Raw genomic sequence first — 7,367 nt, 5'->3', positions numbered from 1 at the left:
ACATGGTTGTCCACTGATATCCAACGGGGAGCCGTTGCCCCGGCACGGCCACCTTTGGTGCCATCCTGAATGTTAATCCTGCCTAGCTCTTTAGCCTCACGGCTCAGCCGTGGCAGGTCAGCTAGGATGGCCTCACGCAAACGCATGCCGGCGGCTCGCGCTAGTAGAACGATCGCGGCGGCGCGTTGCTGATGTTGGCGGCAAAGTGCATCGACGATCTGCGTAACCTGTTCGCGGTCTTGGCCCTGTGGCACAGACTGTCGAACCCCGGTGCGCTGCATACCCAACGCCTTGCTCGGACTGGGCAACTTCACGTACTGATCACCGCGAAGCGCAGCCATGGCCCTGTTAACGCTGGATAGCCGATTTTGTGCTGTGCTGACAGCGAGATCACCGCGCCTAACCATGTCGCGCAGATACGCCGCATAGTCAGCCAACACCTTCCGATCAATCTGCCGGGCATCATTGATACCAGGCCCCTGTTCGGAGCGGCACCACTTTACGAATGCCTGCCACCGATCGCAGTGCGCTCTGACCGTGCCGTAGTGGCCTCCGCCGAACATGTCTTTCAGCGCTTGCGGTCCCGCGTAGCTCAACTGCCTGCCGTAGCCGAAATTGCGGCCATCGCGTTTACCCACCAATGCCATATCGGTCACCTCATTTTCCGTTCTCCGATCCTCGCCCCACGTCATCCCGCCAAGAATGTTGAGTGTTATCAGGGATCAAGGCCCCTGCGACCTGTGGGGAATGTCCACTACGCGGGACTGGCGGCTCCTTACGTCCGGGAGCGAGGGCATCTCATGATCTGGCCTCCTGAACACCGTTACCGGTGGGCGGGTGGAGGCAGCACTGGCTGACGAGACCAGCGCTTGAAGATCCTGAGCCGGGTGAACGCAGCAATGCGATGACCGGGGCATACCTGACTGTCAGTCAGGTGCAGTCCATTCCCTGGTCTGCGGCACCATCATCTACAGCGCTGTTGCTGGTGACATCGGTGTTTGTCACGCCGATTGTCACGAGGGGGAATGCCGCAAAGCCTTGTGCGATCAGGGCTGCAGCAGTGGTAGAAGTGCCCGTCTCTTTCCAGAAGAAAGAGACGGGCACAGGTTGGCGCAAATTTTCGGCCAAGCGGATAGGTTGCTGCAGGGCAGCGAGGTACGGAGTATCTGGCGCACGAGCGCTATATGTGTAAGAGCATTCATCACATGGGTAGTGACCGGGCGAGCTGCCGAATGCGAATCGCCCTTGGGGAGAACCACCGCGAGAGCGGCGTGGCCTTGAAGGTTCGGGCCACCTGGGGTGCTGTCATCGACAGCTCTTGCAACTCCCGGTCTACGCCTGTGGACAATATTCGTCAAGCAAAGCGATTTCAGGTATTTAGCGCCTGTGGATAAAACTATCCCCCGGTGGACATCAGTGGTTTACCACAGACGTACTCTGTGCCAGCAGTTTTTTTCTAAGGTATGGTCCATTCAAACGGGGCGGCTATGCAGCCCCGTTTGAATGGACCCGCGCGGAGGAGCTTCATGCGGTGCTGTGGGTAACTTCACAGCGAGTTGAGCTGGTGGTGCGGCGGGTTACTCGGTCCTCTTGGCACTGCGAAGGCGCGTGACGTTCTCGCCCGTCTGCTTGGCAAACTCATGCGGCGTCACATGGTCCTCGCGGTTCGCCTCTAGAAACCGACTCCACCAGGTCATGATCATCCGGCGCTCTTCGAGGAACTCGGCCTTGTGGGTATAAGCGGCCCGTACGTTGTTGCGTTCCTTGTGGCTCATCTGCCGCTCGATAGCCGTCTCCGACCACAGCCCGGACTCGACCAGCGCACTGCACGCCATGGCTCGGAACCCGTGGCCGCAGATATCCACCTTGGTGTCATAGCCCATCGTCCTTAGCGCGGCGTTCACCGTGTTCTCGGACATCGGCTTCCACGGTTTGGCATCCCCCGCGAACACCAGGTCGAACTTGCCGGTGATCGCGTGGATCTGCTCAAGCAAGGCCACTGCCTGCGGCGATAAGGGTACAACGTGGATATCCCCGGCCATTTTTGTACCCCTTGTGGAAAAGGGTACTCCGTCCAGCGCTGGGCGGGTGTCGGGGATCTCCCAGATGCCACGCTTGAGGTCAAACTCGCTCCAACGGGCGAAGCGCAGTTCACTGGAGCGCACGAACACGTGCAGCGATAGCATCACCGTGAGGCGCGTGAGCGGGCGACCTTTGTAGCCGTCGATACGCGCCTGTAGCTCAGGCAACCGCGATAAGGGTAGTGCGGGTCGATGTGTAACCCGTGGCGTTTTGATCGAGCCATCGAGATCGTGAGCCGGGTTCGCCGTGATCAGTCGCAGCCGTTTGGCTTCGCGCATGATGCTTTGCAGGTAGTTCTTGATCCTGAGCGCCACGTCGATGGTGCCGCGCTTCGTCACAGCCTCCAGTGGCTGCATGAGGTCGTGGGTGTCCAACTCAACGATTGCCCTGGCACCTAACAAAGGGAATACGTGAGTCTTCAACCGGCTGAGCACAGTCTTGGCGTGGCCCGGCGCCCACTTCGGCACCATCCCGGCATACCAATCGAGCGCAACGCTTTCGAAGGTTCGGCCATTGATCACGGCTTGCACCTTGGCCTGCTGCTTGGACTGGATAGGGTCAATGCCGTTGGCGAGCTGCTGTTTGAGCTCGAAGCGCTTGTGGCGAGCGTCAGCCAGCCCGACCACCGGGTAATTGCCGAGTGAGGTCAGGCCCTCGCGACCATCGGGCTTCACGTACCTGAGCCGCCAGCCTTTGCGACCGTTGGGCTTCACGAGCAGGTAAAGGCCATCGCCGTCAAAAAGCTTGTACTCACGTTCGCGAGCCTTTGCAGTGCGGCAGGCGTTGTCGGTAAGAGGAGCCGTTGTGCGAGCCATAAGGGTACTTTCCAATGTCGAATTGGTAGGTATCCTTAAAAGTACCCTTATTAACGCTGGCTACCCTCGGAATCCGACGGAACGCCAAAACGAAAAAACCCGCCAGAAGGCGGGTTTTTCGGGGGTTCCAGAGATTTTGAAAGCTTTCTATGGAACCTTGAATGGTGCCGGCACCAGGAATCGAACCCGGGACCTACTGATTACAAGTCAGTTGCTCTACCATCTGAGCTATACCGGCAATGGGGCGTCATTATAGCGATCGTTTGGCGCCTGTAAACCACTTCCTTGCGAATGTTCGCAAAAGACCTAAGTCACCGGGCTAAAAGAAGAATTTTCCTACCAGCCGCGGTGCATGGTGGTGACGCTAGGCTCGCTTTTACCCGGGTTGAAAAACAGCTTGTCATTGTCGCAGCCGCGCTTGCGGCATGGGGCTTCTGTGCGCAGGGGCAGGCCTTTGTCGCCGCCCAGCTGCATGCCGGGGTGGTTCCAGCCCAGGTTGCTGTTGGGGTGGGGCGAGGTGCCGCCGGCACAGCCGGTCAGGGCCAGGGCGAAGGTCAGCAGGGCGAGGGGGGTGGCTCGGGTCACGATGCTCAGGTCCGGTGGTCCATTGTCGGTTCTGGCGCAACGCCAGAAGGTCGCGGGGCTGGCGGGCAGCGCGCGACGTCACTTTTTAATGATTTGGGGGGCGGATGATACACCGTTGCGGGGGTGGAGCATTAGCCTTGTGTAGTCTGGTATGGCCTCTTCGCGGGTGAACCCGCTCCTACAAGGGGGCGGGTAAGCCGGGTTATCTGTGTAAGGGAATTCTGAACCATGGGGTCAAAAGCTTCAGGGTTTGGATGCTTCGGAAGTATCCTACGCGCGCCGCCGAAGTAACGCTGTTGTCGGGGAAGTGGCTCACGGATACCGTTTTCGGGTCGCTCTGGCGACTGGGTGTGAGAACCCGACTTGAATAAGCGTTACCCGCCATGGTGGTCGTACGTGGGCAGACCTCGGTCTGGCCGGGCTTCCTTATTCACTCGGTTTCTCACCCTGCGTACGGCTGCCGCCCCAAATCCGTGAGAAAGATTTTTGGCAGTCTCCTTCCGTGAATAAGGATTTGCCATGAAAAAAGATGTTTCTGAGCCAATCACAACCGCAGGCGTGGAAACCTTCCTCGCAGCCGGTAACCCATCCCTCAATCTCCTGCGGGTAGAGCCCGGCGTTCCCGTCGACGCGGCCTACGAGCATGTCTCGATCCTGATGGGCTACATCAAGCACCTGGTGCGCGAGGGGGATATGGAGGACGACCATAAATTCCTGGGTGCAGCCGATTACCTGTGCGACATGGCCAAGGCGCTGATGAACGATATCGAGATCGCCAAGGGCAAGGCGCATTAGGCATTGACGCGGTCATTTGTGGGAGCGGCCTTGCGTCGCGAAAGGGCCGCAAAGCGGCCCCCGTTTTCGGCACAATCTCTGAAATCGCCGGGGCTGCTTTGCAGCCCTTTCGCGACGCAAGGCCGCTCCCACTAACCACAAGAAATGTTTATGCACAAGTGGCATCGGCGACCTGAGCGAAAGGCATGCCGGATCGCTACGCCGCTGGTCTTTGCGCAAACGCCTGTTTTTACTGGGCTGCAGCCGCAAGCAGGAATAAGCCAAGTGCTTGAAATAGCGCTTGGATCCAACAGGTAATCACAAGCTTGTTCACAGACTTATCCACAGGTTGTGCTGCGGCTAACCGTCGCGTTCCGCGAGAATGAGCAGGTTGCGCGGGGTCAGTGGGTAATCGCAAAACAGGCCCAGGCGCACGTCATAGCCTTGTTCTTCGAGGAACAGGGCGCGATCGAGTACCAGCCACAGCTCCAGTGGCCGACGGAAAAGGTTGCGTACGCGCTCCAGGTTGCGGACCTCGGCCAGGCGTTGCCAGCCCGCAGCTTCCAACATTGCCCAGTCCGGGTTGCCGCTCACTGGCAATTGCTTCAGTTCAGCCAGGTCACGGCAGTATTGCTCGAAGGGCTTCTCCAGCCAGGCCACCGGCAGGGAAGGTGTCGGCAGGTATTCATCGCTCTGGCGCTGCTGGCGTTGCAGCAGGTCGAAGCCCAGGCGCCGGGCCATCGAGGTGTCGCGCTGGCGCCGCACGCGGGCGCCGGCAGTGACGGTTTCGCTCAAGGGCAGGCCCAGGTCGTCCAGCGACAGCTGCAGGCTCGACGCCTGCGCGGCTGTGGATAACGCCTGGTATTGCTGCGCGGCGATGCGGTTGTAGCAGCAGGGGGCTATGGCCAGTTGCCGGCAACCTTGCTGGCTGGCCAGTTGCATCAGACGTACATGCAGATCGCCACAGGCATGCAGGGCAACCACGCTTTTATCGTCAGCCAGGTGGCGCGCGCTGTCGCTGGCCATCACATCCTGGTGCACATGCTGCGCCGGCAAGTGGTGGTGCGTGCTCAGGACCTGGCCGGCGGCGACCAGTTCGGCATCGTATTCCAGGCAGGTCAGGTGTTGGCCGGGTTGCAGCAGGCGGCGGCCCAGGTGGCCTTTGCCGGAGCACCAGTCCAGCCAGTGACGGGGCTGTTCGCGGAAGGCCAGGTGGCTGGCGAAGGCTTCGATCTGCTGCCATTTGCGGCCGGGGACGGCTACGTCGAGGCGATGCGCGGCGGGGGGCAGGTCGGTTTCCGGGAGGTTGCCGAGTGCCGAAAGCTGTCGGGCTTGCTGGGCCAGTTGCGGGAACGGGGCGGGCAACGAGGCAGCGGTGGTGTCGGTTTCGGCGTCTGCCAGGGAGCATTGGCGCAGGTGGGCGGCAAGCTCGGGGTGGGCGGTTTCCCAGGCCAGCTGCAGGCTGGTGAAGGGGCGCGGTTTCCACAGCTGCTGGTGCTCGATCAGGAACTGGTCGAGGGCCTGGAAGCGGGTGCTTAGGTGGGGGCTGTGGAGGTGGTTGGGCATGGCAAGGATGTGTGGTGGTTTTGAGGGCCTCTTCGCGGGCACGCCCGCTCCCACAGGTATAGCGCCACATTCAAGGTTGGCGCTACACCTGTGGGAGCGGGCGTGCCCGCGAAGCAGTCAGTGAGGTCTCAGCGGCCTTGGCAGGCATCCACGCGCAACCAGCGCTCCAGCAGCTTGAAGCCTTGCACCAGCATGAACGAGATCACCAGGTAGAACACGCCTGCGGCGAAGAAGATTTCCACCGGCAGGTAGGTGCGGGCGATGATGGTACGGGCCATGCCGGTCAGCTCCAGCAGGGTCACGGTACTGGCCAGGGCACTGGCCTTGAGCATCAGGATCACTTCGTTGCTGTACGCCGGCAGGCCGATGCGCGCAGCGCGTGGCAGCATGATGTAGAACAGCGTTTTGCCACGCGACATGCCCAGCGCCCGTGCCGCTTCAATCTCACCTTTAGGGATCGCCTGCAGCGCGCCACGCAGAATCTCGGCGATGTACGCAGCGGTGTGCAGGGTCATGGTCAGCACCGTGCACCAGAACGGATCGCGCAGGTACGGCCACAGCGAACTGGAGCGCACCGCATCGAACTGCGCCAGGCCGTAATAGACCAGGAACAACTGCACCAGCAGCGGCGTGCCACGGAAGAAGAAGATGTAGCTGAACGGCACCGCGCGCACGTACCAGTGGCGCGAGGAACGGGCGATGCCCAGCGGGATGGCCAGGATCAACCCGGCAACCACGGCAATGGCCACCAGCTCCAGGGTCAGGACCGCACCCTCGGCCAGGCGTGGCAGCCATTTGAAGATGACTTCCCAATTCATTATTCAGCCCTCGCAAAGCCGCGAGCGGCGCGTTTTTCCATGAAATGCATACCGGTCATGGCAAGCACGGTCAGGCCCAGGTAGATGCAGGCCGCGACCATGTAGAAGGTGAACGGCTCTTTGGTCACGGTCACGCCAATTTGCGAATGACGCATGATTTCTTCAAGGCCGATTACCGATACCAGGGCGGTGTCCTTCATCAGGATCATGAACAGGTTGCCAAGGCCGGGCAGGGCGATGCGCCACATCTGCGGCAGGATGATCCGCGAGAGGATGCGGCCCTTGGACAAGCCCAGCGCCAGGCCAGCTTCGCGGTGGCCTTTGGGGATCGCCAGGATAGCGCCACGGAACACTTCGGTGGCGTAGGCGCCAAAGCACAGGCCCAGGGCGATCACGCCCGCGGCGAAGGCGCTTAGCTCAAGGCCGGGCATGTTCAGGGCTTCGCCGAGGCTGTTCATGAGCCCGACGGTGCCGAAATAGATAAGCAGTACCCACAGCAGTTCGGGCACGCCGCGAACCAGGGTCGAGTAGAAGCCGCCAAGCCATTGCAGCGGCTTGAACGGGGAGGTCTTGGCCAGGGCGCCGAGCAGGCCCAGGACCAGCCCCAGCAGCAAGGCGCAAAGCGCCAGTTTTACGGTCATCAGGGTGCCGGCCATCATGGCCGGACCGAATCCGTGCAGGTCGATATTCATGGGCAGGTCATATTAGGGACTGGCGCGCCGCCAGG

At 61.0% G+C, this 7,367-nt stretch carries 7 protein-coding genes and 1 tRNA gene; 1 reads left to right on the top strand and 7 read right to left on the bottom strand.

The window, feature by feature from the left end; all coding sequences use genetic code 11:
• The 4 genes from ACF8FB_RS24345 to ACF8FB_RS24330 form a co-directional block, all read right to left on the bottom strand.
• Positions 1–647 (bottom strand): integrase domain-containing protein (locus tag ACF8FB_RS24345; RefSeq protein WP_392512210.1); only part of this gene is annotated, 647 nt, incomplete at its 3' end.
• Between the two features lie 930 nt (positions 648–1,577).
• Positions 1,578–2,897: a tyrosine-type recombinase/integrase gene (locus tag ACF8FB_RS24340; RefSeq protein WP_392512208.1), complete on the bottom strand. Its 1,320-nt coding sequence runs from the start codon at positions 2,895–2,897 to the stop codon at positions 1,578–1,580.
• 162 nt (positions 2,898–3,059) lie between these two features.
• Positions 3,060–3,135: transfer RNA gene (locus tag ACF8FB_RS24335), tRNA-Thr, on the bottom strand.
• A gap of 98 nt (positions 3,136–3,233) precedes the next feature.
• Positions 3,234–3,482 carry a hypothetical protein gene (locus ACF8FB_RS24330; RefSeq protein WP_135198937.1) on the bottom strand — a complete coding sequence of 83 codons (249 nt, stop codon included), beginning with the start codon at positions 3,480–3,482 and terminating at the stop codon, positions 3,234–3,236.
• 519 nt (positions 3,483–4,001) lie between these two features.
• Here ACF8FB_RS24330 and ACF8FB_RS24325 point away from each other — a divergent pair.
• On the top strand, positions 4,002–4,277 hold the full coding sequence (locus tag ACF8FB_RS24325) for a DUF3077 domain-containing protein (protein WP_019439071.1): 276 nt from the start codon (positions 4,002–4,004) through the stop codon (positions 4,275–4,277).
• Between the two features lie 339 nt (positions 4,278–4,616).
• Here ACF8FB_RS24325 and ACF8FB_RS24320 read toward each other — a convergent pair whose 3' ends face one another.
• From ACF8FB_RS24320 to ACF8FB_RS24310, 3 genes are all read right to left on the bottom strand, one after another.
• Positions 4,617–5,822 (bottom strand): methyltransferase, encoded by a 1,206-nt coding sequence (locus ACF8FB_RS24320; protein ID WP_392512205.1) that lies wholly within the window; start codon positions 5,820–5,822, stop codon positions 4,617–4,619.
• Positions 5,823–5,950: 128 nt separating this feature from the next.
• Positions 5,951–6,640 (bottom strand): ABC transporter permease, encoded by a 690-nt coding sequence (locus ACF8FB_RS24315; protein ID WP_003255750.1) that lies wholly within the window; start codon positions 6,638–6,640, stop codon positions 5,951–5,953.
• The gene (locus tag ACF8FB_RS24310; RefSeq protein ID WP_010951650.1) at positions 6,640–7,332 is read right to left on the bottom strand and encodes an ABC transporter permease; all 693 of its coding nucleotides are present in this window, start codon (positions 7,330–7,332) and stop codon (positions 6,640–6,642) included. Before ACF8FB_RS24310 ends, ACF8FB_RS24315 begins: the two co-directional genes overlap by 1 nt.
• Positions 7,333–7,367 lie beyond the last annotated feature (35 nt).

Source organism: Pseudomonas sp. yb_2, from assembly GCF_043103905.1.
Lineage (GTDB): Bacteria > Pseudomonadota > Gammaproteobacteria > Pseudomonadales > Pseudomonadaceae > Aquipseudomonas > Aquipseudomonas alloputida.
Note: the sequence above shows the minus strand (reverse complement) of the source record. Positions and strands in the feature narration are given on the sequence as shown.

Bases quoted from the DNA above. Each gene is read 5' to 3' on its own strand.
- ACF8FB_RS24320 (WP_392512205.1), bottom strand. From the start codon at position 5,822: ATGCCCAACCACCTCCACAGCCCCCACCTAAGCACCCGCTTCCAGGCC.
- ACF8FB_RS24310 (WP_010951650.1), bottom strand. From the start codon at position 7,332: ATGAATATCGACCTGCACGGATTCGGTCCGGCCATGATGGCCGGCACC.
- ACF8FB_RS24340 (WP_392512208.1), bottom strand. From the start codon at position 2,897: ATGGCTCGCACAACGGCTCCTCTTACCGACAACGCCTGCCGCACTGCA.
- ACF8FB_RS24325 (WP_019439071.1), top strand. From the start codon at position 4,002: ATGAAAAAAGATGTTTCTGAGCCAATCACAACCGCAGGCGTGGAAACC.
- ACF8FB_RS24315 (WP_003255750.1), bottom strand. From the start codon at position 6,640: ATGAATTGGGAAGTCATCTTCAAATGGCTGCCACGCCTGGCCGAGGGT.